At 47.3% G+C, this 24,163-nt stretch carries 24 protein-coding genes, 2 pseudogenes and 1 riboswitch; of the genes and pseudogenes, 15 read left to right on the top strand and 11 right to left on the bottom strand.

Annotated elements, in window-relative coordinates; all coding sequences use genetic code 11:
* Nucleotide 1: 1 nt before the first annotated feature.
* Nucleotides 2-1,381, bottom strand: a complete 1,380-nt coding sequence (locus BVJ53_RS04575) for an aspartate kinase (protein ID WP_129301360.1) — start codon at nucleotides 1,379-1,381, stop codon at nucleotides 2-4.
* Nucleotides 1,382-1,826: 445 nt separating this feature from the next.
* Nucleotides 1,827-2,006, top strand: a riboswitch (Lysine riboswitch).
* Between the two features lie 117 nt (nucleotides 2,007-2,123).
* Here BVJ53_RS04575 and lysA point away from each other — a divergent pair.
* The 10 genes and pseudogenes from lysA (at nucleotide 2,124) to BVJ53_RS04520 (ending at nucleotide 10,325) form a co-directional block, all read left to right on the top strand.
* On the top strand, nucleotides 2,124-3,470 hold the full coding sequence (lysA, locus tag BVJ53_RS04570; protein WP_129301359.1) for a diaminopimelate decarboxylase: 1,347 nt from the start codon (nucleotides 2,124-2,126) through the stop codon (nucleotides 3,468-3,470).
* Nucleotides 3,471-3,479: 9 nt separating this feature from the next.
* Entirely contained in the window at nucleotides 3,480-4,184 is a 705-nt protein-coding gene (gene dapD / locus BVJ53_RS04565; protein ID WP_129301358.1) for a 2,3,4,5-tetrahydropyridine-2,6-dicarboxylate N-acetyltransferase, read from the top strand.
* 6 nt (nucleotides 4,185-4,190) lie between these two features.
* Nucleotides 4,191-5,342, top strand: a complete 1,152-nt coding sequence (locus tag BVJ53_RS04560; protein ID WP_129301357.1) for an N-acetyldiaminopimelate deacetylase — start codon at nucleotides 4,191-4,193, stop codon at nucleotides 5,340-5,342.
* A gap of 193 nt (nucleotides 5,343-5,535) precedes the next feature.
* A complete protein-coding gene (dapA, locus tag BVJ53_RS04550; protein ID WP_129301355.1) occupies nucleotides 5,536-6,441 on the top strand; it encodes a 4-hydroxy-tetrahydrodipicolinate synthase in 906 nt (301 codons plus the stop codon).
* Nucleotides 6,438-7,205, top strand: a complete 768-nt coding sequence (gene dapB, locus BVJ53_RS04545) for a 4-hydroxy-tetrahydrodipicolinate reductase (protein WP_129301354.1) — start codon at nucleotides 6,438-6,440, stop codon at nucleotides 7,203-7,205. Before dapA ends, dapB begins: the two co-directional genes overlap by 4 nt.
* Before the next feature lie 149 nt (nucleotides 7,206-7,354).
* Nucleotides 7,355-7,624, top strand: a complete 270-nt coding sequence (locus BVJ53_RS04540; protein ID WP_129301353.1) for a hypothetical protein — start codon at nucleotides 7,355-7,357, stop codon at nucleotides 7,622-7,624.
* 215 nt (nucleotides 7,625-7,839) lie between these two features.
* Nucleotides 7,840-8,355, top strand: a pseudogene (locus tag BVJ53_RS04535) (peptidoglycan-binding domain-containing protein); the annotation flags it as partial.
* On the top strand, nucleotides 8,348-8,884 hold the full coding sequence (locus BVJ53_RS15055; RefSeq protein ID WP_167470164.1) for a hypothetical protein: 537 nt from the start codon (nucleotides 8,348-8,350) through the stop codon (nucleotides 8,882-8,884). The pseudogene BVJ53_RS04535 and the gene BVJ53_RS15055, both read left to right, overlap by 8 nt.
* 104 nt (nucleotides 8,885-8,988) lie before the next feature.
* Nucleotides 8,989-9,615 carry a hypothetical protein gene (locus BVJ53_RS04525; protein ID WP_129301352.1) on the top strand — a complete coding sequence of 209 codons (627 nt, stop codon included), beginning with the start codon at nucleotides 8,989-8,991 and terminating at the stop codon, nucleotides 9,613-9,615.
* A 383-nt stretch (nucleotides 9,616-9,998) separates the two neighbouring features.
* The gene (locus BVJ53_RS04520; RefSeq protein ID WP_191983427.1) at nucleotides 9,999-10,325 is read left to right on the top strand and encodes a hypothetical protein; all 327 of its coding nucleotides are present in this window, start codon (nucleotides 9,999-10,001) and stop codon (nucleotides 10,323-10,325) included.
* A 49-nt stretch (nucleotides 10,326-10,374) separates the two neighbouring features.
* On the opposite strand, the gene BVJ53_RS04515 is transcribed toward BVJ53_RS04520, so the two are convergent.
* On the bottom strand, nucleotides 10,375-10,956 hold the full coding sequence (locus tag BVJ53_RS04515; protein WP_129301351.1) for a TetR/AcrR family transcriptional regulator: 582 nt from the start codon (nucleotides 10,954-10,956) through the stop codon (nucleotides 10,375-10,377).
* Nucleotides 10,957-11,113: 157 nt separating this feature from the next.
* Between BVJ53_RS04515 and BVJ53_RS04510 the strand changes: the two genes are divergently transcribed.
* A complete protein-coding gene (locus BVJ53_RS04510) occupies nucleotides 11,114-12,943 on the top strand; it encodes an MFS transporter (protein WP_129301350.1) in 1,830 nt (609 codons plus the stop codon).
* A 170-nt stretch (nucleotides 12,944-13,113) separates the two neighbouring features.
* Nucleotides 13,114-13,425: a DUF4260 family protein gene (locus tag BVJ53_RS04505; RefSeq protein ID WP_129301349.1), complete on the top strand. Its 312-nt coding sequence runs from the start codon at nucleotides 13,114-13,116 to the stop codon at nucleotides 13,423-13,425.
* 142 nt (nucleotides 13,426-13,567) lie between these two features.
* On the opposite strand, the gene BVJ53_RS04500 is transcribed toward BVJ53_RS04505, so the two are convergent.
* Nucleotides 13,568-14,758: an NAD(P)/FAD-dependent oxidoreductase gene (locus BVJ53_RS04500; RefSeq protein WP_129301348.1), complete on the bottom strand. Its 1,191-nt coding sequence runs from the start codon at nucleotides 14,756-14,758 to the stop codon at nucleotides 13,568-13,570.
* A 614-nt stretch (nucleotides 14,759-15,372) separates the two neighbouring features.
* On the opposite strand from BVJ53_RS04500, the gene BVJ53_RS04495 reads away from it, so the two are divergent.
* Entirely contained in the window at nucleotides 15,373-16,206 is an 834-nt protein-coding gene (locus BVJ53_RS04495; RefSeq protein ID WP_129301347.1) for a CPBP family intramembrane glutamic endopeptidase, read from the top strand.
* A 109-nt stretch (nucleotides 16,207-16,315) separates the two neighbouring features.
* Here the strand turns inward: BVJ53_RS04495 and BVJ53_RS04490 are convergent, their stop codons facing one another.
* Nucleotides 16,316-16,813, bottom strand: coding sequence for an HXXEE domain-containing protein (locus BVJ53_RS04490; protein ID WP_263932703.1), 498 nt, complete (start codon nucleotides 16,811-16,813; stop codon nucleotides 16,316-16,318).
* Between the two features lie 156 nt (nucleotides 16,814-16,969).
* Here BVJ53_RS04490 and BVJ53_RS04485 point away from each other — a divergent pair, with 156 nt between their 5' ends.
* Together BVJ53_RS04485 and BVJ53_RS15295 are read left to right on the top strand one after the other, a co-directional pair.
* Nucleotides 16,970-17,350 carry a TetR/AcrR family transcriptional regulator gene (locus tag BVJ53_RS04485; RefSeq protein WP_238150136.1) on the top strand — a complete coding sequence of 127 codons (381 nt, stop codon included), beginning with the start codon at nucleotides 16,970-16,972 and terminating at the stop codon, nucleotides 17,348-17,350.
* Between the two features lie 24 nt (nucleotides 17,351-17,374).
* Complete coding sequence (locus BVJ53_RS15295; protein WP_238150135.1) at nucleotides 17,375-17,515, top strand: hypothetical protein; 141 nt, start codon at nucleotides 17,375-17,377, stop codon at nucleotides 17,513-17,515.
* Between the two features lie 122 nt (nucleotides 17,516-17,637).
* Here BVJ53_RS15295 and BVJ53_RS04480 read toward each other — a convergent pair.
* The 7 genes and pseudogenes from BVJ53_RS04480 to BVJ53_RS04450 all read right to left on the bottom strand — a co-directional run.
* Nucleotides 17,638-17,784 (bottom strand): annotated as a pseudogene (locus BVJ53_RS04480) (helix-turn-helix domain-containing protein); the annotation flags it as partial.
* Nucleotides 17,785-17,939: 155 nt separating this feature from the next.
* Nucleotides 17,940-18,464 carry a PadR family transcriptional regulator gene (locus BVJ53_RS04475; RefSeq protein ID WP_129301346.1) on the bottom strand — a complete coding sequence of 175 codons (525 nt, stop codon included), beginning with the start codon at nucleotides 18,462-18,464 and terminating at the stop codon, nucleotides 17,940-17,942.
* Between the two features lie 156 nt (nucleotides 18,465-18,620).
* The gene (locus BVJ53_RS04470; protein WP_129301345.1) at nucleotides 18,621-20,315 is read right to left on the bottom strand and encodes an MFS transporter; all 1,695 of its coding nucleotides are present in this window, start codon (nucleotides 20,313-20,315) and stop codon (nucleotides 18,621-18,623) included.
* Nucleotides 20,316-20,522: 207 nt separating this feature from the next.
* A complete protein-coding gene (locus BVJ53_RS04465) occupies nucleotides 20,523-21,179 on the bottom strand; it encodes a Crp/Fnr family transcriptional regulator (protein WP_129301344.1) in 657 nt (218 codons plus the stop codon).
* A gap of 60 nt (nucleotides 21,180-21,239) precedes the next feature.
* Complete coding sequence (locus tag BVJ53_RS04460; RefSeq protein ID WP_129301343.1) at nucleotides 21,240-21,821, bottom strand: ferritin family protein; 582 nt, start codon at nucleotides 21,819-21,821, stop codon at nucleotides 21,240-21,242.
* A gap of 11 nt (nucleotides 21,822-21,832) precedes the next feature.
* Nucleotides 21,833-22,060, bottom strand: coding sequence for a heavy-metal-associated domain-containing protein (locus BVJ53_RS04455; RefSeq protein ID WP_049172431.1), 228 nt, complete (start codon nucleotides 22,058-22,060; stop codon nucleotides 21,833-21,835).
* Between the two features lie 19 nt (nucleotides 22,061-22,079).
* Entirely contained in the window at nucleotides 22,080-23,936 is a 1,857-nt protein-coding gene (locus tag BVJ53_RS04450) for a heavy metal translocating P-type ATPase (protein ID WP_129301342.1), read from the bottom strand.
* Between the last annotated feature and the right edge of the window lie 227 nt (nucleotides 23,937-24,163).

Raw genomic sequence — 24,163 nt, 5'->3', positions numbered from 1 at the left:
TCTAATGTACCTCCAGACGTTGATTGATCGGAATGAAAAAGGCGTTATAAATTGCTTTCACGGCACGATTAGCAGACTCGCGCGAGGTGCCCAGCATCAGCGAAATCTGCGAGGCGCCTTCATTGATCATCGACACGTGAACGCCAGCACTCGCTAACGGCTGCAGAATTGTTTGAATCAAGCCGGTTCGTTGCGCCATCCCTTCACCGACAATCATGATAATCGCGTAGTCATCAATCCACTTCAAAACATCGGGATGCACCGCGGCTTGAATCTCATCGCACACAGCCTTCCGCTTGGCCTCGTTAAGCTGCCGATCATCCAAAATAATCGTCAGATCGTCAATCCCGCTTGGCATATGCTCATAGCTGATGCCATGTCGCTCCAAAACCTGCAACAACTTCAGCGTAAACCCGACTTCTTTATTCAGCAAATAACGATGGAGGTAAATGGCCCCAAAATGCTGCGAACTCACAATCCCGGTTATGGCGTGTTTCGGAATAAAATGCTGTTCCGGAACAATCATGGTGCCAGGTAAATCGGGATGATTCGTGTTTTTCAAATTAATGGGAATCTGTCCCGCAATTGCCGGCAAAATCGCTTCATCATGAAAAACACCAAAGCCACCGTACGACAGCTCCCGCATCTCGCGGTAAGTCATTTCCCGAATCATCTGCGGATTTGCAACCACCCGCGGATCGGCTGCCGCCACGCCATCAACATCGGTAAAGTTTTCATATAAGTCGGCATGAAATCCATTGGCAAGAATGGCTCCAGTGATATCCGAACCACCACGCGAAAACGTCGCAATCGCACCATGGCTGGTATACCCATAAAACCCCGGAACCACCAGCACACCCAACGGCCGACCAAAAGCTTCCAAATGCGTATAGGTTTCACGTGAAACTTCTGCATCATTCGGATGATCAGTGACCACGATACCTAAGTCTTTCGGCTCACCATAAGTTGCTTCAAGTTCTTCGTGATTCAAGACAGCGGTCATTAGAAAAGCATTCAATTTTTCTCCACGGGCCTTGAAGCCAGCCATGAGATAATCATGATTGGCAAACGTCATTTTCGGCAGCTGGTATAGTTCATTGCTGATTTGTTGCATGATTTGAGGATCAAGTCCAAAATCATCCGCAATGGCTTGATAGCGCGCCACAATCTTGGCCACAACTTCAGCTGCCGATTCCTGGCGCAACACTGCCTGCGCGTATTGAATCAGCAAGTCTGTCACTTTCACATCACCGGGATGCCGTTTTCCAGGCGCACTGGTCACCATCACCTGCCGCGCAGGATTTGCTTTCATGATTGCCACAACTTTGGCAAACTGCGACCCATTTGCTAATGATGACCCGCCAAATTTTACGACCTGCACGATAAACAGCCTCCCTAATGTATTCTCTATCGCAAGCAACTTGCATCTATTCACTCACAGACGTTGCATCAACGAAATCGTTTTTTGCCAGCTTGTTTCTGCAAATGAGAACCCTGTCATTTTATTTTGTACTTTAGCAGACTCCCCAAGAAACACAACCCCTAACGATCGCGTCAAATCAACATGTTTTGCGTGCATTGCATAGAAAGAAATTGTTGAAATTTGTTTTTAATTTTTTTGTTCAAACGAATGACGAGGAGTTTGGGGTAGTGAAGGGCAAAGAATGAGCTGGCGCAGGAGTTGGCATTTAAGAGCCTTTGTCGCAATGGCCTAAGCCTAGCCCCATCACACTTGAGGTTACTGATTTTCTCTGCTGCTCTCATAAACGCGTTCACCGGGCCAGTCACGCTCTTGACGCCCCCGTTTTTTTATTATAGTCTGGTGATAAACAGATAGAGGTTGCAACCAACATGAGTATCCGAATCGAGCGAGATCCTTCGCGTTGACATTTGGTGAAAGGGGCGGTTGCCGAAATGGGTGCGTTGGGATCGGCATGCCTGTTGGGCCAGGGTTGAATAAATCCTGTACTGTCGCTTAGAAACCTAAGCGGGGCGCTATCATTCAAGTAGATTGCAAGTTGGGATCTTTTTGTTTGACGCGTGGCCAAACAAAAGGATCCCTTTTCGTTTGCCGTCGCCCTGCCAGTTCACGTTATAACGTGTTCACGAGAGGATGAATCTTCATGAATTTTTCCACTAACCATCAGGGTCAATTAACCATCGGCGGCGTTGCGGCCAGTCAGTTGGCGCACACTTTTCAAACGCCGCTTTACGTATACGACGTCGGGGCGATTCGCCAGCAGATTCGCGCATTCAAGCAGATTTTTGAGGCGGCTAACGTCGATTACGCCGTCAGCTATGCTTCCAAAGCATTCGCAACGATTGCCATGTACGATGTCGCAAAGGCTGAAAATATCCACGTTGATGTGGTGTCGGGCGGCGAATTATACACGGCTCAAGCTGCCGGTTTCCCAATGGCCAAGGTCAGTTTTCACGGGAATAACAAAAGCAAAGCCGAACTCGAACAGGCGCTGGATGCTGGCGTCGGCACCATTATCGTTGACAACTTTCATGAGTTAGATTTACTGGACGAACTTTTGCACGCGACAGTTGGTCAGCAAAACGTCTTGATTCGGGTTGCACCAGGCATTAGCGCCCACACGCATGCTTACGACCAAACCGGCCAGGCTGACAGCAAATTCGGCTTTGATCTTGCAAGTGGGCAGGCAGATGAAGCGGCCAAACGGGTTTTAGCTGATGAACACCTGAATCTGCTTGGCATTCACGCACATATCGGTTCCCAGATTTTCGAAGTCGCCGGATTTGAAGCCGTCACCCAAAAGCTATTGGCTGTCCTTGAAAATTGGCACCGCCAGTTCGGCTTCGTCCCGCAAGTGCTCAATGTCGGCGGCGGCTTTGGCATTGCCTACACCAAACAGGATGACCCGTTACCACCAGAAGCGTTTGTCAAAGCCATTCTAAGCACACTGAAGACGCAAAGCAGCCAGCTTGATTGGCCGCTGCCGGCAGTTTGGATTGAACCGGGGCGCTCGATTGTCGGTCCAGCTGGTTACAGTCTTTACACGGTGGGTAGCCGCAAAGATGTTCCCGGCTTGCGGCCATATGTCGCGGTCGACGGCGGCATGGGCGACAACATCCGTCCCGCCCTTTATCAGGCAACCTATACAGCTGTCGTCGCCGATCATCCGACCGCCAAGCCAACCGAGCACGTGCATCTCGTCGGCAAGTACTGCGAGTCCGGCGATATTTTAATCGACGATGCGCCCTTACCAGCCACGCAGCCAGGCGATGTGGTCGCCGTTTTTGACACCGGCGCTTACGGCTACTCCATGGCATCCAACTACAACCGCAACCCGCGGCCGGCCGTCGTTTTTGTTGAAAATGGCCAAGCCCAGCTGGTCGTCACACGCGAAACATACGCCGACTTGATTCAGCACGATCATCACTACGCCGCCCCGAGTCAGCCAGCACCTGAAACCACCGATACCACCACTGCCGCAACCAAATAGGAGGTCATCATGGCACAATTAGACACCCAAAAGATTATTTCAACCATCGCCAACAGCAAGAAAACAACACCCGTCAAAGTTTATCTCAAAGGTAAGTTAGCGGATTTACATTTCCCGAAAAGTGTTCATGCATTCGTTGGCAAACACACCGGAACCGTCATTGGCGACTGGGCCGTCATTCAACCGATTTTGAAAAAGGCCAAGCTGGACGATTACTATGTTGAAACCGCGGGTCGTAACACCGGCGTTCCGTTGCTGGATATCAAAGCGGAAAATGCCCGAATCGAACCCGGCGCAATCATCCGTGACCAAGTCCTGATCGGCAACAATGCCGTCATCATGATGGGTGCGATCATCAATATCGGCGCTGAAATCGGCGACGGCACCATGATCGATATGGGCGCGGTGCTTGGCGGCCGGGCTATTGTCGGCAAACATTGCCATATCGGTGCCGGTACCGTTTTGGCTGGCGTTGTCGAACCACCATCAGCGAAACCTGTCACAATCGGCAATCACGTCATGATTGGTGCCAATGCAGTCGTGCTTGAAGGTGTGAGCGTCGGTGAAGGTGCGGTCATTGCCGCAGGTGCCGTTGTCATTAACGATGTGCCGGCACACACGGTGGTTGCTGGGGTTCCGGCCAAAGTCATCAAGCAGGTCAACGATCAAACCGAAGCCAAAACCGTGCTGCTCGATGAACTCAGAAAGCTGTGACATTTAATGAAGGAAGCTGAACTGATTGCCATTCGCCGCAACCTCCACCAAATTCCCGAATTAGCCTTGCAGGAAAAAGAAACACATGCGTTCCTACTTAAAACCGTGAAGAGTTTCCCGCAAACCTGGCTCACCATCCGAACGCTGCCAAAACTGCCAACTGCCTTGCTCGTTAAAGTTCATGGGCAAGCACCCCAGCGGACAATCGGCTATCGGACCGACATCGATGCCTTGCCTGTAACCGAACAAACCGGCTTGCCATTTAGTTCGCAACATCCCGGCATTGCCCATGCTTGCGGCCATGATATTCACATGACCGTCGCACTGGGAATTCTTGATTATTTTGCCCACTACCAGCCAAAAGACAATCTGATTTTCTTCTTCCAGCCAGCCGAAGAAAGCAAAAATGGCGGCAAACTTGCCTATGACATGGGCACTTTCACCGGTGATTGGCACATCGATGAGTTTTACGGGCTGCATGATCGTCCTGACTTACCGGCCGGCACCATCAGCACACGGCTCGGCACCCTTTTTGCCGGAACAACCGAAATTAATGTCGATCTGATCGGAAAAAGCGGCCACGCAGCTTTACCGCAAAATGCCAACGATATGATCGTCGCCACTGCCAGTTTTATCAATCAGATTCAAACCGTGGTGGCACGTAATGTCAGCCCCACCGACAGCGCCGTCATCACATTTGGCCTGATGCGCGCCGGAACCATTCGCAACGTCATTGCCGGACACGCCCATTTGGAAGGCACTTTACGCGGCTTTACCCAAAAACAAATTGATTTCCTCCAACAACGCATTCGCGATATTGGCCAAGGCATCGCCGCCAGCTTCAACTGCGAGGTCAACGTAGACTTGAATCAAGGCGGTTATTACCCCGTCGAAAATAACCCGCAACTGACCCAGGATTTCATTCAGTACATGCAAGGCGATCCTGCCGTCACTTTTGCCCCAACTGGTCCTGTCATGACCGGCGAAGATTTCGGCTATCTATTAAATAAAATTCCCGGCACCATGTTCTGGCTAGGCGTCAACGATCCAGATTCGCAACTGCACGCACCTGACTTTTCACCAGACGAAGCCGCGTTAGCACCGGGTGTGACAGCCGTTGTGCATTTTCTGGAGCATCGGATGGCGGAAAAAAATTGAGCCAAGAACGACTGATTTTCAATCGTGTTTCATGCGCCGACTCACGCTTAACCATAACGCGTTCCCCGGCGCAGGGGTCTGCGTGTAAGGACCTTGGTCGCAATGGCCAAAGCCCAGCCATCACACCCAAGGCCACTTACACTCCGACCCCTAACCGCGCCGACTCACGCTCACTTTAACTGGAGGGTTTTTCATGCAAAAAGCAGATTTAATCACCGCGATTGTGACGCCGTTTAATGATCGCGATGACATTGATTACGCCGTCATGCAGCGGTTGGTAGATCATCTGATTGCAGAAGGCAATGATGGCTTTGTCGTCGGCGCCACAACAGGTGAAGGGCCGACGCTCAGTCATGACGAGAAAATCACGCTGTATACGCGGTTTGTCGAGATGGTTCATGGTCGGGCACTAGTCATTGCCAATTCAGGGTCGAACAATACGCGGGAAACCGTTGATTTTACCCACGAAGTCGGCGGAATTGCCGGGATTGACGCAACACTGGTGGTCGTGCCTTACTACAACAAGCCTGATCAAAACGGGATGATCGCTCACTACACCGCGGTCGCAGCCAATGCCCAAAAACCGATCATCATTTACAACATCCCCGGCCGAACCGGCGTTGAGATGCTACCGGAAACCGTGGCAACGTTGGCGCAAAACCCCATGATTCAAGGTATCAAGCAATGCGGCAGCCTCGCCGCCCTGAGCGACATCATTGATCGAACCAAACACGACGCTTTTAGTGTCTGGACCGGCGAAGATGCCCAGGCGCTGACGATTAAAACGCTCGGCGGCATGGGCGTCATCTCAGTCGCATCCCATCTTTACGCACACAGCATTCGTGAAATGTATGCAGCATTAGATCGGGGCGACATCACGACGGTGGCGGCCCTGCAACGGCAACTATTGCCAAAAATGGCAGCCTTATTCCATTTCCCATCGCCAGCGCCAACCAAGGCCGCGCTCAACGCTTTGGGCTTCAACGTTGGCAGTCCACGGTTGCCAATCCTGCCACTAACCACTAAACAACAACAGGAACTCGCCCGGCTTTTAGGCGTTCCGGAACTATCAGCTATTGAATCGGAGGTGCTCGCATGATTCACGTTCTTGTCGCCGGTTTTCGCGGCGCCATGGGTCAAAAAACCGTAAAAATGATCCAATCACATTCAGATTTCGCATTAAGTGCCGTTTTTGACCCGAAAGTCACCATCAATAACCCGCAAAATTACGGATTGCCGGCTGAGGTCAAAGTCCTCAACCGTTACGACCAACTCAATGCCAACGTCGCCGATGTCTGGGTCGACTTCACCAATCCCGACGCGGTCGCAGCCAACACCGAAGCCGCCATTAACGCCGGCATCCATCCAGTCATTGGCACCAGCGGGATGGCGCCGGCTGATCAAACCCGCCTCATCAAGCTTGCTAAAGAAAAACACCTCGGCGGCCTGATCGCCCCCAACTTCGGCCTCTCCGCTGTTTTATTGATGAAATTCGTCCAGGAAGCTGCGGCCTACTTCCCTGACGCCGAAATTATCGAAATGCACCACCAAGACAAAGCCGACGCCCCATCAGGCACCGCCATCGCCACTGCGCACAAAATTGCCGCCGGACGCACCCAAAAGCCGTTGTCCACCATCGACAACGACGCCCGCGGCCAGCGCATCGATGACGTCCCAGTCCACGCCGTCCGCCTACCCGGCTACATCGCCCACGAAGAAGTGCTCTTCGGCGGCCCCGGCGAAGCCCTCACCATCCGCCAAGACTCCTTCGACCGCCAAAGCTTCATGCAAGGCGTGGCCGTCGCCATTCGTAAGGTGCAGGAAGCGGATCAATTGGTTGTTGGGTTGGAAAACTTTTTATAGAAAAATAGAAAACGCGTTGATCGATTTTATGAGAAATATTCGATCAGCGCGTTTTTGGCTGTAAGTAAAACTACTTCGTCTTCCTATTCTTTTTACGTGCCTTTACCGAATCGAATCGATATACTCATATTTACAGGAGGACAGGCCAAATGAGTACAAAACAGCATCAAAGTCAAACACTCGGTTCATTCACTGTTAAACGCGCCGGTAACGCGCTTAGTTTGCCGATACCCGCCGAAGCAGGTGTTACTGAAGGTCAGGAATATCTTTTATCCGTTACCGAAGATGGCACATTGAGATATGAACCTCAGCGAATGAACCCGTGGCACACAGAAAGCATTCGAAAAATTGATTTTGCCGCCATGAAGAAAGTCATTGGGGTGGCTTCCGAACATCCATCGCAAGGAAAAGAAATATAAACTGCCAATTGAGCGACCTGCTACTGAGACTTCCAACTGATTTTAAGGGCAAACTTACACTCCAAAGCAAGAAAAACAAGCAGCACATCACCTGTCATAAGGGTTGGGCTGCTTTTAATTGGCCTCCATCCCATAATCAATAAAAAAATAAGCGCATACTGATTTTGTTGAATCGAACGTACGTTCCCTTTAGCAATTATACGAGGGGGTTTAACATGGCAGATCAAGCAGTACTAGAAGTTCAAAATTGGCTCAACGCGACTTACGGCAATGTGTCGGGTTTTGAGAAAGTAAATCCAGATGGTCATACCGGGTGGCCAACGATTTACGCATTACGTGAAGCATTGCAACACGAACTTGGTATCACGGATATTGGCGAAGGATTTGGTCCGGCAACGCGGTCAGCGCTGGCTAGCGTTGTTGGCAATCTGAAACCAGGTTATACAGGTAACATTGCACAGCTAATCCAAGGCGCTTTTTGGTGTAAGGGTATCGATCCAGGAAGCAACTTGAATCAGGAGTTTTCATCTGCAACACAGCAAGCCTTCAAAACCTTACAAACTGATGCAGGGCTTAATGCAGACGGTATTGTAACCGTTAATTTAATGGCAGCACTTTTCGACATGAGCGCCTTTGTTCTAGTCGCTGGTGGTGATAAAAATGTTCGTCAATTGCAGCAATGGCTCAATGCTGACTATAGCCAATACATTGGGATTATGCCTTGTGATGGTAGCCTTAAACTCACTATTGTTTTGGGGTGAACCTCAGTCTGTATCAGGTATCCAAGATTTAGGTGGTTGGTGTGGGGATCTGTTGACGGCTATCAACGATGCGCACCGTCAGATTAAAAAGTACGTATCATTCTATGACTCCCTGTCTGCTGTAGTGGGCAAAGATAAATCATTTGGTCCTGAAGATCTAATTGATGATATGGATGCAATTAACTTGTATAGTTCCATCCGAACAGAAAATAATTTGCCAGACGATGCCACACCGTCCTCGGTTATTACAGAGTACTATTCTGGACACGGAAATGAACAAAGGGCTAACTCCTATCTAAACAATCGATTCAACGGTTCCTTAGATACATTGTCATCAGATACGAAAATCTTGCTCTCAGGCGGTACAGGATCTTGGGGACAAGCGTACAGCATTGCATTAGCTGCTTTTAAGAAGTTTAAGGCTCCCTATGATTACTCCAGTTCAGAAGCAGCAGACGTCGTAAAAGTCTACCAAAATGTAATTAACAGTTATCTTTAATCTTTAGTTAAAGATTTTCAATCTGGGAAAATAAAGCTTTTTAAATATGACAATATATCGGATAATGTCGCTGTATTGTCATATTTTTTATTGGAGAAATAAAGATGAAGAACAAACTATATTTCAAAAAAAGTACCGTGGTGTTTTTGATCTTGCTCAGCATCCTTCTGATCTCAGCAAATTTTGTCATGATCCAAACCGCGCTGGCATTTTTTTGGATTGCGATAACAATTTTGCTGTTGCTTCTCATTACTTTTCTGGACGGTCGGAAATTGCCATCAATCCGTTGGCTTCTCAAAACGCTCCGAATCGGCGCTGTCCTCTGCCTGTTCATGGTTTCTTTGAGCGTTCATGAAACCGGATTTTCAACTGGCGGGGAGGTGTCGGCGCTACAAATGTCTTATTCGCACAGTACATCCATCACAATTGGCCGGGGAAAATTCATGCTGACAGAAGCAGATAATATGGCCGGCCATACAAAGACCTATTTTTTCAATTTATACGAGCGACGGCCATTTTTCTTTCATTGCGTTAATCCGACTTTTTGTTTTGTGCAGTCTACTAATAAAACACCCAAGAGAAGTCCTTTATGGGTATTCAAGAATGTGGTGCTAACAAACCATCATGTGGTGTTCGGGCCAGATACTGAATATATCAATGACAGTCCAGACGTTAAAACTTTCTCATCAAAACAGATTGATTTCCAAAAAATTGTAGGAGAATGGCATTAAGTTAAATCTCCCTCCAAATCATTCTTCATTAGATTTGTTGATAATACGGAAACACAGCGTTGTATTTGTTTGAATGAACTTCAATCATTCAGCACAGACTTAACTAACTTGGAGAAGTAAAATGAAGAGGAAGATTTGCTTTAAAAAAAGCACCATATTGTTACTGATCTTGCTTATCATCCTTCTGGTCACAGCGAACTTTGTCATGATCCAAACTGCGCTGGCACTTTTTTGGATTGCCAGCACGTTATTGCTGTTGCTTCTCATTGCCTTTCTGGACAGTCGCAATTTGCCATCGATCCGTTGGCTTATCAAAACGCTCCTAATCATATCCGATTGCTCACCCAGCCATTCATCGAAAACCGGTTACGATTGGCAAGCGAGTGATCTATGCTGGTGCCAACAAACAACGCCTATTCACCATCCAAACGAAGTACCTGCCAGATATTCCAAAGAACCAAAACGGAATCGCCTTGACCATTCACAACACGCGATACGCCGTTCCTTTGAGCTTTTCCGAGAAACATTTCTCGGCGTCCAATGACCAGCACCCAGTCACTGTCAGAATGCTTTCGACCCCACCTGTCATCAAACCAAACGAGACGAAAACGATTCGCCTGCTGATTGATGTCCCGCAAGGAAAAAGCATTAATGACACCCTCGCGCTTGATCAGGTCAATTTGACAGCGCCCATCAACTTTTACTTGTAATCTTTTTGAGAGAGCTGCACTTATCCAAAAAGATCACAGACTCGCCGCACTAATTTGCGCGACCAATATTCTGCGCTAACTGGCCAAAACCTGCCAACGCCACTTTTTGCACTTGCTCTGGCGATTCAGGGTGATCTTGGGCCAACCACAAGCGTAAGACATTAGTAAACCCGCCGAGCGCAAATGCCATGATATAATTCACCTCTCGATCAGTCCCCGCCGCATGCCACGGTGCGGGAAACTGACGGTATTTGTCAACGGCATCATGTTGCCAGACACCATTCAAACGATCGAACAGACCTTGCCGAATCAATAAGCGGACAAGGTCTTTTTGTTGCCACCAAAACGTGAAAAAGTGCTGCATCGTCGTTTCGAAACTAATCGGCGTTTGTCCGCGGGTGGCCTGTTTCAGACTTTCAAAATAATTGTCTGTCAACTGACGGCATAAATAATCGATTAAATCATCCTTGGTCTTAAACGCCCGATAAAAGGTTTTACGCGAAAGATCCGCTGTTTGAACAATTTCCGTGATTGAAATATCCGTCACTGCCTCGCCACGTTGCATTAAGGTAACCAAGGCATCCACCAGCCACTGTTTTGATTGCAGCGCCATCCGTTGCTTCCCATTCATAATCGCAATCTCCTAACTGACACAAATACCACCAATTTGTAGCACTTGTCGCCAAATACTTGTTGCTTGTCGCTGTCACCAGTATACTCAAAGTGCTTTCGAAAGTCACACATGTGTCACATGTATCCAATTGTAACAGATGAAAGGATCTGATGTGATGACCCGTTTAACCCGGGCACTTTGTTCTATCGGCTTGACCATTGCGATGTTCATGGGGACGCTCGATACCACCATCGTCAATATTGCCATCCCTAAAATTATGGACGATCTTCATGGCTCACTTGCCAACACCAGCTGGGTCATGACCATTTACACTTTGGCGATGTCCGTTTTCATGATTACGACTTCTAAAATCGCGGATCGCTTTGGTCGCAAAAAAATCATGTTGCTTGGCCTCGCGCTTTTCGGCGGTTTCTCCGCAGCATGCACAACTGCCACGTCGCTACCCATGCTCATTACGTTCCGATTTTTCCAAGGTCTTGGCGGGGCAATTATCACGCCAATTGTGTTACCAATGGGAATTGAAGTATTTGGCAAAGAAAAACTCAATCAGGTCGCCGCATTGGTTGGTGCCGTGACCGCGTTAGCAGCAGCTGGTGGTCCGCCAATTGGTGGCATGATTCTGCAAGTCACTTCCTGGCGCTGGATTTTTGGCATTAATGTTCCGCTTGCTTTACTTGCATTTTTACTTGTCGGTATCTGTGCACACGAATCGTACGATGAATCGCTGGCTGGTCGCATTGATCTTCCTGGTTTATTACTTTTGACGGCTGCACTTGGCGGCGTCACTTTTGGCCTACTAGAAGGTCGTCAATATGGGTGGCACTCTTCACTGATCCTCAGCAGTCTGATCGGTGGTGCCGTGGCTCTTATCGCCTTTATTGTCATTGAGCATCATATTAAAAATCCATTATTGGAACTTGATCTTTTTCGTGAAAAGACCCTCAGTGCCTCAAGTATCGTTTACTTTATGACCGGTTTTGCACTTGTTGGCCCAAGTTTGATCCTAAATTATTTTCTACAAAATGTGCTTGGTGACAGTCCGTTACATGCAGCTTTGATCATCATTCCGGTGTCACTTACCATCATGGTCGCCATGCCAATCGGTACGCGTTTACTCGCCAAAGTCGGCGCAATTCCAGTGACATTGGCGGGTATGATCATCATGGCCGTAAGTCTGTTTTTACTTTCACTGATCAAAACCAATACGGCCACCGCTCTTATCGTGGTACTCTTAGTCATCAATGGCTTTGGTTTCGGTTTTTCATCAGTCTCACTCGTTGCCTCGGTCCGTTATCTGCCTAAAAACAAAAGTGGTATCGGCTCCGGCATTGTCAACGCTGCGCGGCAAATCGGAACATGCCTCGGAATCGCCATTCTGGTGACTGTGCTTGATACAAATATCGCCTCTGCCAAGACGCAAATCTATCACACTGCTGATCAACTGGTGACTGAAAAAACGTTATCGCCACATGTCAAAACTGTTGCTCATCAACAGTTAACCAAGATCTTTTCCGGTTCTTCAACGCCAACCACTTATCAACAGAAAAAGATGACCCGCGCCATCACGAAAGCAGCCAGTGCTAAAACCAACTTGCCTAAACCCGTTGCAGGTAGCGACCTGCGTAAACTATATGATGCGAGTGTCGCTTTGCAACAAGGCAGCAGTAAACTGACAAGCGGCTCGGCCACACTCGCAAAAGTTGCCCAACAAAGTCGCTCGCCACTTACTATTAGCATTACTCGCCTTGCTGCCGGCGTTGCAACTGTTGCGCAAGGCCAACGTTCTGCGCTAATCGCAATCAAGCAAATCGCCCAAAAGCAAACGTTGCAAACAACTTTCAGTGAAATCAAGCAACGCAAAAATAAGCATCTGGCGCAAGCATTCAGCCACACCTATCTGATTGGCGCCTTGATTGTCTTGTGCCTCTCACCCGTTGCCTTCTGGACTGATCGGCGGAAAAACGTACCTGCTAAAGCATCATGAATAATACTATCATGATGTAGACGTTGCACTTACTAGCTCTAAACGACAGCACATCGCTTTCTATCGCGGCATCATAGGCAGGTGGTGTCGTGTTAGTTTATTCGCGACCGCCCAGTAAAAGACTTGCTCTACCTACTTTATATCTTAATAGTGTCTAAGGATGGTGCATCATGAAGTGGCTTCCAAGAATAGAATCAGCATTAGGATTTGCACTCGTCATTTATGTTTACTTTGTCCAGTTCGATTTCAGCTGGCTATTATTTATTGTTGGCTTCCTGATCCCTGACATAAGTGCTTTAGGATTTCTCGTTAACGAAAAAGTCGGTAATGTCAGCTACGATGTTGGTCATACGTTCATTGGCCCCATCCTTCTTTGGGGGTTGGCTTTGATTGGTGCTCAGTACGGCTTATTGGCCGCGGCATTGATCTGGTCAGCACACATTTTGGGCGACCGAACACTCGGCTTTGGGTTACGCTACTGAAGCAACTTGCTTTGGAAAATTGCTCTCTGTGACATTGATTTACAAAGCGACATCTCTAGACATCAAAAGGGGCAGCGAAACTCGCTGCCCCTTTTGCGATCACTATTTTTCTATAACAAGCTTGGCACTTGCCACTGGATCATTAAAGCGGCCAGCGTCCTTGCTTCAACATTGTTGTCAAGTTGGCGTCCTCCAGTAACGACTTGTCCGTGATGACGCGCTTGAGCATTTTAGCAATGAAACCAGTGTACTTGTGACCCTTGCCAATTTGGGCGATACCATCTTGGCTGCCAAGTGACGCAACCGTGCCCTTTGGTTTGTAAACAAAATCCGTCAACGGCTGACCATTTAACGCCGCAGCAACATTTTTGCCTGCCTGATCGCCTTCTTGCGTAGAAATCTGTGCCGTGGTTGGATAAGGCCGACCGGAATCGCCTGCCATGACCGCGGACACATCCCCGATAATGTAAACTTCAGGATGATCTTCCAAATTCAAATGGTTGGAAACTACCACACGGTTACGCCGCTGCTGGAAGCCTGAATCAGCAATCACATCGCTGCCTGAAACGCCGACCGTCCAGATGATCGTATTCCCTTCGACTTTCTTTTCCTGATCGCCATCAGCATAGACCACGGCTTTCGGCTCGATCTTCGTAATCTTGGAACCAGTCATCATGGTCACCCCATGACTCTTGAGGTAATCCATTGCATAATTGGCTAATTTTTCATCGAACATCGGCAAAATGCGTGTTGCCATTTCCATGGAGATAATTTTAATCGGTGGTGTATCGTACTTTTTAGCCAGCTCCGGCATACTGTGCGTCAATTCGCCTAGTAACTCAACACCCGTGAATCCGGCTCCGGCAACAATCACCGTCAAGTCTTTTGGATCTTTTGACTGCTTGTAGTTGGCAACGTGCTGCTCAATCGTCTTGGTGATTTTTTGAGCAGAAGCCACGTTGTCCAGCGGCAAGGCATTTTCATCGGCGCCAGGCAGCCCAAAGTCCTCAGACCGGAAGCCGAGGGCGATGATGAGATAATCGTAACGCAGCGGCGCATGGTTAGCCAAAATCACCATCTTGGTCGACACATCAACCTTGCTGACTTTTGCCTGAAGAAAATGCACATCCTTAGGGAGAACCTGTTGGATATTAAACGTAATTCTCGACGCAGGCATCGTACCTGCCGCCACTTCATGAAGCTGCGTGCGCTCTTCATGTTCGGTGTTTTGGTCAACCACTGTGATCGTTGTTCCCTTTGGTGCGAGCTTACTCAACGTTTTAACGGCCCGAATGCCCGCATATCCGGCACCTAAAATGACAACATCTGCCATTGATTCACCACATCCTCATCTACAAAATTATTCCAACGTACGGTCAATTGGCCACAACCTTATTGTAACAATCTTATTAGCATTCACAAACTTTGGACTCATATATTTGCGAAAAAAAGGGGGAAAGTTGGCGGGGTGGCGCCTTGTTGTCAAACGAGTTCCTGTATGGTTGTCTTGAGTAGCTGAAAAGAGGCCTTGCATCTGGATATCGATCGCCGTTTCATTAAATCATTAAGTTGACAAAAAGATTGTCAACAGACATTTTAGCTGTAGAGATGTGGTTCACGCTAGCGTTTCGGGGTTTACCACCCACAGGAAGCGGACGCACGTGATGTGTAGCTAGTAGACATTGTTTACTAGCTGCTTTTTTGTTGCAAAATGAAAAGTTGATTGCTTTTATCGGCAATGGACGAGGTGGCGATGACGCTATCGTCTTTAAGCTTAGTAATAAAAAAAGCTCATTGGAAGTTTTGAGTCAAATATTGCCATTTGCCCGATTAAAAAATTAAGGCTATCCTAAAAGAAGCTTATTTTGTTAATTCTGACAACTTTAAGCCAAACTTTATTCGGAGGCGAGCACGATTAATCAGCTCAAAAAACTACCTAGGTCATTTATGACGATTGCACTGGTTTTCGTCATTGCATTTGCTTGGTCACTCTTATCTGACATTGTCCCTTTTCTGATGGGATTATTCGGCATCTTGAAGGATGACACTAATATTTCGCAATCCTTTGACTTGCTTTTCTTATTCGGCGAGGCCATCGGTATTATCGGCATGGTCATTCATTATCGCGGCGATCGTGATATTCTGTCATTCGCAAGAGAACATGCCGCCAGAAACTATTCGCTGGGCTTACTTTTCGGATTCATCATGTTCAGCCTCATTTGGGGCATCATCACCTTGTTCGGCGGGTATCAAGTACTGGTCATCTTTCAAGGATCAAACCTGCTTTGGCTAGTTCTTTTCTTTTTTGGCTACGCGATCCAGTCCATGTTCGAAGAGCTGCTTTGTCGCGGCTACGTCATGGGTTACTGGCTTAAGCGACATAAGGTCGTAATGGCTGTTTTGCTCAACGCAATTCTTTTCACACTTCTACATATGGCCAATCCCGGCTTCAACCTTCCCGCGGCCATTGGCTTGTTCTTATTTGCCATCGCGATGTCGCAGTTCCGACTTTTGACCGGCAGCATCTGGCTGTGCGGCGCTTTTCACGCCATTTGGAACTTTGCTGAAGGCCCTGTATTTGGTGTTACGGTTTCCGGCATGTCCAGCGAGAGTTTTATCCTGAAATCACTGCCTACAACGACATTTCAGCCTCTGACTGGTGGGACTTTTGGACTCGAGGCTAGTGCCGTATCGGCTATCGTTCACTTGTTGCTGGTTATCTTGTTGGCCACCATTATTTGGCAAAAACGGCGCACGCGCCCGTTAATCTCTGCGCGTTAATGATTTGAAAAGCGCAGCAGCTTCTAAATCAAAACTTAGACCGCAAAAGAGGAAGTCAGACACTCACTTCCTCTTTCGTGGTCTTTACTTGGCTATACGCACTTTTTCACTATAACGATGACGTTTTGGTATATGTCGTCATTCTCGCTTGGATATGTGGCATCAGTTCGTGCATAATACGGAGGTTCAACATCATAACCATAAAAGCAAAAACAAAGTAGATGGCAAACTCACTAATTGTGCATTGGCTTTGCTGCCAGTATGTCAATATCAACCAAATCATAATCGGTAATTCCAAAGTAGCAGAAATAATGCCTGGGACATAACCTTGATAGGCTAAGCACATTCGAAAATGCATGAGAAAATGTAACGTATAAGCCACCATGAAGGCTAGGCACAAAATCGGACTGTGTAACTTATAGCTGAGTAACGAAACTACAATTAAAATCAATAATTCTTCCAATACGCCAACCGAAAAAGCTTGCCCACTAGTCACCGCACCAAAGAAAGGCCTTTTCATTTGACGAATTCGTTGAGAGTGTCGCTGTTTCCAAATCGGCACCATAATCATTTCCTCGAAATCATGCAAGACAAACAAGAGCGGCAATATCCAGTAATTTAACAGTATGCCTTTATCCCCTTTCAAGAGTTAACATTTGTTACGTTTACAGGGTATAATACGCGGCATAAGTGTAAAAGGATTTTTAACCAAATGGTGACACATTGGACTTTCTGTTACTTTTTCCGCTGAAGGGACTTAACAATGAATAAAACCGCTCAAAAATCAAAGCATGCGATTGTTGGTGCGTTGTTCGCAAAGTTGTCTAAGGACTCATTTGACACCTTGACTATTTCTGAAATTGCAGCAGCCGCAAACGTCTCCCGGAAAACCTTTTACCAGCATTTCCCAAACAAGTCTGCTATTGTCCAATACTATACTGAGACGACAGTTAAAGCATATTTAGCAACTGTCCTTGATCGCAAAATCCAAACATTTCACGACCTACTATGCTGCTACTTTTCTTTTTGGCAAAAGCAACGGCGTGAACTCCTGCTATTACAAAAGAATGATTTATTGGGCTTTGTTTTTGAGGCCCAACGCCATGAACTGCTCCGGCAATTACCTCACCAAAAATTGCCCTAGCACTCACCATCCAAGGATGAAACATTGATTGATCTCATGATTATTGGCGGTATGTGGAATATCCTCCTGTATTATCTGACGCCTGATCGTCTCATTGATCCGGAAAAACTGACAAGCATGATCATCAAAAGCCTCAAAGACCATCTCGCTTATCTGAACGATTAACCAACATTGAGGGCATACAAAAAGCCAACGAATTTCTCGCTGGCTTTTTGCATAAACTTACTTTCAAAATGGCGCACTCACCAAACAAAATCTTCCATATCCTCAGCACTCAAAATCGTCACCTATTTCCCCGTCCGCCGAATCAACTTTTCATTCACCAAACGCTTCAAGGTTCGGGAAAACGTTTCCGGCGTAGTACCGAGGTAATCCGCTAGCTGCGTCCACGCCATAAGTACCGTCACGGTGTCTTTTCCAACGGTAGTGCATAGCTGAAAGAAAGCTAATTTGTGGCTATTTTAGATTGGCAAAGTCACACAATTTAACTGAAAAAAGACGGCATAAGCCTCCTAATCAATTAGAAATTGTTAATGCCGTCTCACGTTAAATGTTAAACCGATCTACGCAGCAACAATGCAGACGCGATTTAATCCTGCCCATCCAATTTTTCTAACGCTTCATTAAGCACTTTGATTTCGCTTTTATAGTAGGCAATCCCATACATAAAGGTGATTTCTTGGAAAGAATTCATGCCATTATTCGTCCAACGTTCATAGTTATCCGTCAGTTCCGACAGATTAGTTTTTTTACGCTCGATCTCTTGCTTAATAAATGAAATCATTTTATCACGATCAAGCTCTTGACCAAAGTACATGCGCATCAAAAAATCTGATTTGAACGTTTCCTCAACTGTTTTTGAGTTGAGATAAGTCTTAAACTCTTTTTTCCCTAAATCTGTGATGCTATAAACATTCTTATTCGGCTTAAGATCTTGAACAACATGTTTTTTTTGAATCAAACCTTCTTTCTCCAGTTTCCTAAGAATGGGGTAGATCATCCCGAAAGTACCATCAAAAAAGAACTTTAGCTGTGTTTCAAATACGTCCTTTATCTCGTAACCTGACATATCACGTTGGTTCAACAAACCTAAAACAACATCTTTTCCTTGCAATATCTTTTGCTCCTTTATATTAACATTGTTTATGTAGATGTTAGCAATGATAGCATAATAAGAGCCCAGTTTAAAACTTTTAAGTATCAACTTTCGCCATTTTTGCCACAACCGTCACCGTAAAAAATCTGCTCCAAAGCAAGTGTCAATCTTGCGTCATTGTCGTTCTTTCTGTCGACGTTCGAAAGCAGGAAAAATAAACGAAGACAGGATCGCGACAAACAGAAATGGAAGTGTGTTTCTGTACAACAATTTAAAAGCATCGGTAAAGTAGCCTTCCGATTTTGTTTGGATTTCACTAATAGCAGCGTTTATATTGTGATTTTGTTTCGTAAGCGCGGTACCCACCTTTTGTTTGACTTGAGTCATTATCTGAATTTTTTCAGAGCTTGAAGGGCTAAGCACTCGAGAAATCGCGGCCACGTAACTCGTATTGATGATCGCGCTTCGTTCCTTTTTTGAAAAATGATCAGTTGGAAATTTCTGATGCGTTTTGCCTGTACTAATAGCTTTTTGGGTTGTTTTAAGCATGACACGCTTCTGTTTTTGAGGAATTGCTAACCGCTGAATCCGCTCACTTGCAAATTTCACGGAACTAACTTTTGCAGTGGCGAGTCCGGAGTATAGATTCGTCACGAAAATAGCAACAGCTAACACAACCCCTACCTGTCTTAAAACACCAGCAACACTTTGCGAAGAATTTAACTTCTCGCCAGTAAAGTCTGCCGCTGCTAAAACGGTTATAGGTCCCGCAATGATGCCATAACCGGTTCCTAAAGTTATGCAGGCAACGAAGATCTCCAGAGAATTATACAAATTGATGGTAAAGAACATTGCATATCCTAGCGCCATTAACATGAATCCTAATAAAACAACGATCCGTGCTCCTACCTTGTCAATAATCAGCGCAGCAATAGGCGAAAAGACGAATATCATAACTGTTATAGGTGTAACAATAAGCGCCGCTGCTAGTTCCGTCTTTTGTTGAATATTTGTAAAGTAAGTTGGTAAGATCACCGTTACACCAACTAAAAATAAGTTGCTTAAAACAATCGCAACCGATGCACCAACAAATTGTCGGTTTTTGAACAAGTCTAACGGAACCATTGGATTTTTAGAAAAACGTTCAACAAGAATAAATGTTGCACATCCTGCTAAAAACAAAATTGCCAAAAAAATAGATGAAAGGGATGTCCAGCCCCACTCACGTCCTTTTACCAATAAAAGCGTTAGTGAAAAGAGCGTGACCATGCTCAATATACAGCCCTGTAGATCTATCGGCTTTGCATTTCTTTCCTGATTCATTGATAAATTAAAGGCCACCAGTAGCAACACCAGCATCATTAACGGAATATTGATTAAAAATATCCATCTCCATGACAAAAACTGCGTCACTATCCCGCCAATAACTGGACCCAAAGCCGCAGCCAATCCTTGGGTGACGCCTAATGCCGCAATCACTTTTGGCCTATTTGACGTATCAACTGTCGAAATGCCAATTGTCATTGACAGCGGGAATACAGTCGCTGCACCGATGCTCTGTATAGCTCTGCCAATATCCAAGGAAACAATGTTTGTTGCAAAGGCCGATAAAAGTGAGCCAACAGCGAACGTTATTAGCCCCACTAAGTAAAATCGGTTAATGCCAATCCTTTCAGCTAGCTTACTTAAAGGTATGGTTAAAGTTGCGAACAAAATTGTATAAATGTTTAGTGCCCAGGACAGATCTGGCAAGTTGACACTTAGCCCTTTTTGGATAGCGGGCAAAGCAATATTCATAATTGTTGTGTCTAACATACACAAGAAAATCCCGATACAGGTTGCCATCACCACTGATATGGTTTTTTTCATAAGCGTCTCCTAACATAGTTACTATTAACATTGTTTATAGTAACTATGTTAATCAGGCATGTCAACCAATTTCTTTCTCACCGAACAGCTTTTTTAATCCCCTTTTTTACTCGTGAGGTTCAGCATTTTCGGCTCGTAACGCCACGTAAAAAGCCAGCGAATTTTCTCGCTGGCTTTTTGCATAAACTTACTTTCAAAATGCCGCACTCACCAAACAAAATCTTCCATATCCTCGGCATTCAAAATCGTCACCTGTTTACCCGTCCGCCGAATCAACTTTTCATTTGCCAAACGTTTCAAGGTTCGGGAAACCGTTTCTGGCGTGGTTCCGAGGTAATCGGCTAGTTGTGTCCACGCCATTGGCACGGTTACGGTGTCTTTTCCAGCCGCGGTGCGCAGGTCGAGCAGGTAATGGGTGAGACGCACATTGATGGAATCATTGCCAAGATAGCCCGCCTGCTTTTCCAATGCCTGCATTTTGCGCGTGTTTTCGGTGAGCAGCTGCAGGCTGATCTGCGGTTGTTTCATGAGGAGTTGTTGAAAATCTGCCGCGCTAATGGTGCAGACAGTGGCGGTTGTTAGCGCTTCGGTGTAAACGTTAGGACTGGCAATGTTGAGCAAGCCGGCCTCACCTTCATAATCGCCGGGGCCATCCACGCGCAATAATTGCTCTTTGCCGTTCGTCGACAATTGGTACGTCTTGAGCTTGCCCTGAGCGACCACCAATAAACGGGCATCTGTCTCTGGGCTGAGCAAAACCGTTCCTTTTTCAACCTGCCGTTCATGGGTTAAAGCGTCAATGGCTGCACGCGCCTGATCATTGAGTTTCTTAAACAACGGTACAACTGCTGTACAACTATGCAATGTGTTGCCACCTCCTGCGCTGAGGAAAAATCAATCTATGCACCGCTCTAAAATCACCAATCAGTCGTCTTCATCCTCGTCAAGCAAATCCCGGCCAGCCGTAACCTCCCGGCCGAGCCGCGTCTGCAAGCGAAGGATACTCTGTTCATGCCAGCGCTGCAATTGTAACATATCTGCCGCCAATACGAGCTTGTTCTCCTTATCGGCAAGCGGAATCGCGCGGCTGACGAATAACTGGCAAGTGTCAAGATCATTCACAACCGCATCCAGCTTCATGTCGTTGGTCCAAAAACGCAACGCCGGATCTTCTTTCAACATGGTATATTCATCGAACTCTGCTGTTGTGGTCGGAAAATCTTCTCCTTGTGCTGCCAAGTCGTTCGCCAGCACTGAGAAATGCTGCCGGACTTGTCCTAGCAATTCGGTTAACAGCTGTCTGTCAGTTTCGCTGCTCGGGCCATTCAGCGTTAACCGAAATTGTTCCAGCTTGCGAGCTAAAACCTGTAAATTCGCCAAAACGTGTCCGCTCATCGCCCCTGCAGTCGGGACATGGTGATCATGATCGGCTTGCTTTGCCGCTGCTGCTTGCCGAGTCTTGACTTGCTCGGCACTAATTGTCTGCATCTCTGTTGTGACACTCATATCCCCGCCTCCTACGCTTCCTGACTGCGAACGTTGACAACCGTGTACCCTAAATCCGTGATCGTCTTCTTCAGGGTATCGGCGTTCGTAACCGCTGGATCAATCTGCGCCTTGACTTTACTACTATTAAAAAGTGCCTTAACACTCTTAACGCCAGCTTGTTGGCCAACCGCCCCTTCAATCTTCTGCAAGCAACTCGGGCAGGTCAATCCGTCTAATTGATAAACTAATTTTGTCATTTTAAAAATCCTTTCTTGTTTATTTACCTTCATTATTCGCGGTTTGCGGCTGGTGCGCCTTGATCGCCGTCAAGTTTTGCCATTTTCTCGGCGTGTGCCGCAACCGTAATGCATTGGCAATGACGAGAAGAATCGAGATTTCATGAAACAGCATGCCACTCGCCATATCGACTAAGCCGACCAGCAAACCGCTCAGTAGCAGAGCCACCGTGCCAATCGCAATCACCAGATTTTGTTTGATGTTGACGTTCATCCGCTTGGCTAAGTCGAAAAGGACGCCGAGATTGGTGAGACGACTGCTCGTTAAAATGACATCTGCGGTATCAATGGCGACATCCATGCCGGAACCCATTGCCACGCCAACATCAGCTTGCGCCAACGCCGGCCCGTCATTAATGCCGTCGCCAACAAACATCACTTTTTCACCATGAGCCTGCGCTGCTTTAATGGCGCTGACTTTATCGGCTGGAAGCAAGCCACCACGGGTTTGACTGAGCGGTAAATCCGTCATCATGTGTTCAACCGCTGCCTGCGAATCGCCAGACAGCACAATCGTCTTTTTGCCGTTCGTGCTCAAGTCCGCCAACATCGCAGGAGTGTCCGGACGCAACTGATCCCGCAAGCCATATGCGACAACTAACTTGTCATCAACGGTTGCTAAAACCAGTGAAGCACCGCCGCTCACAATTGCCTGGATCGCCGCCCGTTGTTCCGGTGTCTGCGGCTGTTTCAAAATCTTTTGATTGCCGACACTGACAGTATGCCCCGCCACTTGCGCCTGCACACCAACGCCGCGCGTCACCTTGACGTCTTCAACTACCGGAGTTGTCTGGGGCTGCAAGTAGGCTACCAACGCTTGCCCCAACGGATGCGCGGTCGCCTGTTCGACCGCTGCGACCAACGCCGCCACGTTTGCCTCATCGGGTGTCCAGTACTGCGCGGTGGTCACACTGATTTTTCCTTGCGTCAACGTCCCGGTTTTATCAAACATGACCGTGTCAATCTGATCCAACTTGGTCGCGACATCGCCGCCTTTGATTAAAATGCCGTGCTTGGCGCCAAAACCTAGTCCGACAACATTGCTGACAGGCGCTCCGATCACCAGCGCGCCGGGGCAGCCAAGCACGAGAATCGTGATGGCTAGCCGCACGTCCTGACTCACCAAGCCGACCAGCAAAGCAATTACCAAAACCAGCGGCGTGTACCAACGTGCAAACTTCTGAATAAACGTTGCAACCGGTGACTGCGCATCCTGGGCATCTTCAATCAAATCGATAATCTGTTGATAAACCGTATTGTAGCCGGTTTTCTCGACTTCAATATCAACTGTTCCATCGCTAACCTGCGTCCCGGAATATACCGTTGCGCCAGCTTGTTTCCTTTTCGCATCCGGCTCACCGGTAATCGCCGCTTCAACAATGTTCGCCTGCCCACCGATCACTTTTCCGTCTGCTGGCACGGTTTCACCTGCCAACACGCGCACCTGATCGCCGACCGCCAATTGGCCCACCGGAACCGTCACGCCATCAACCAACCGTGCCGTCTTGGGCGCCGCGGCAGCCAAGCCTTGAATCGCCGATCGCGTCTTCGCCAAACTACGCTGCTCCAGCCAGTCGCCAAAAAGAAACAGAAAACTGACCACGGCACTTTCGACCGGTTCGCCAATCAACACCGCGCCCACCAATGCAATCGTCACCAGCAGCTCAATGCTAATCTGCTTATACCGCAACGCCTCCCAGGCATTCACCGCAATCGGCAGGCCCGCCACTAAACTCGCCAGCACCAACAACCACGCCTGACTGAAAACCAGCCCCAGCGCCGTCAGCACGCCACCGCCAATCATCGCTTCTTGTTTATGTGTCTGAATAACATGCATCGTCTTTTCCCTCCTGAACGTGAACCTTAGTGTCGAGTTCAGTGTACCGAGGCATTCAAAAAGCCGCCTTGACCGTGATCAATTTTCGGTAAAAGGCGGCGACGAAATCCAACTATCCATTTACGCGGTGCTCTAAATAATATGGAGTACGCGTAATTTACCTTCATGATATTGTGTGTAAGCTCTCAAATGAACATTCGGAAGAAGTTGACTTTGTCTTATATTGT

It is taken from the genome of Lacticaseibacillus chiayiensis (assembly GCF_004123795.1).
GTDB lineage: Bacteria > Bacillota > Bacilli > Lactobacillales > Lactobacillaceae > Lacticaseibacillus > Lacticaseibacillus chiayiensis.
This window is presented reverse-complemented; position numbering and strand designations above follow the sequence as displayed.